Here is an 825-nt window from a genome sequence, read left to right as displayed (position 1 = left end):
GCTGGCGCTGACCCTCGAGGCGCCGGAAAAGATGCGACCCAAGCAGCCGCTGAAGGTCAAGGTCAGTGCGCGCAACGCCGACGGCAGCATCCCCGAGAAAGTGCGGGTGCTGGTCGCCGCGGTGGATGTGGGCATCCTCAATATCACCGATTACGCCACCCCCGATCCCTTCGCCAGTTTCTTCGGGCGCAAGGCCTACGGCGCCGATCAGTTGGACGTCTACGGCCAGCTGATCGAGGGGCAGGGCCGCCTGGCCAGTCTGGCCTTCGGCGGCGACGCCGGCCTGGCCGCCGGCGGCAAGCGCCCGGACACCAGCGTGCTGATCGTCGCCCTGCAGAGCGAAGCGCTGCAGCTCAGCGAGCAGGGCGAGGGCGAAGTCAGCCTGGATATTCCCGACTTCAACGGCGAGCTGCGCCTGATGGCGCAGGCCTGGAGCGACGAGCGCTTCGGCATGGCCGAGGCCAAGACGCTGGTCGCCGCGCCGCTGATCGCCGAGCTGTCGATGCCGCGCTTTCTCGCTGGCGGCGACGAAACCAGCCTGGCGCTGGATTTGACCAACCTCTCCGGCGCCGAGCAGCAGCTCGACGTGCGGGTGGACGTGGATGGCCAGCTGCGCCTGCTGCAGCGCGGCGAGGCGCCGATCCAGCTGGCCGACGGCCAGCGCACCACCCTGCGTATCCCGGTGCGCGCCGAGGGCGGCCTGGGCCAGGGGCGTATCCATGTCGAGGTGCAGGGTCTGGCGCTGCCGGGTGAGGAACTCGGCGACTTCAGCCGCGAATGGACCCTGGGCATTCGCCCGGCCTATCCGGCGCAGCTGCGGCATTT

At 69.7% G+C, this 825-nt stretch carries 1 protein-coding gene; it reads left to right on the top strand.

Annotated features, from left to right (window positions below; genetic code table 11):
* Positions 1-825: alpha-2-macroglobulin family protein (locus N878_RS23145; RefSeq protein WP_031303879.1), on the top strand; the 825-nt coding region annotated here is incomplete at both ends.

The sequence above is a fragment of the Pseudomonas sp. EGD-AK9 genome, assembly GCF_000465935.2.
Taxonomy (GTDB): domain Bacteria; phylum Pseudomonadota; class Gammaproteobacteria; order Pseudomonadales; family Pseudomonadaceae; genus Aquipseudomonas.
The sequence above is the reverse complement of the archived record's forward strand: the minus strand, read 5'-3'. Positions and strand labels throughout refer to the sequence as shown.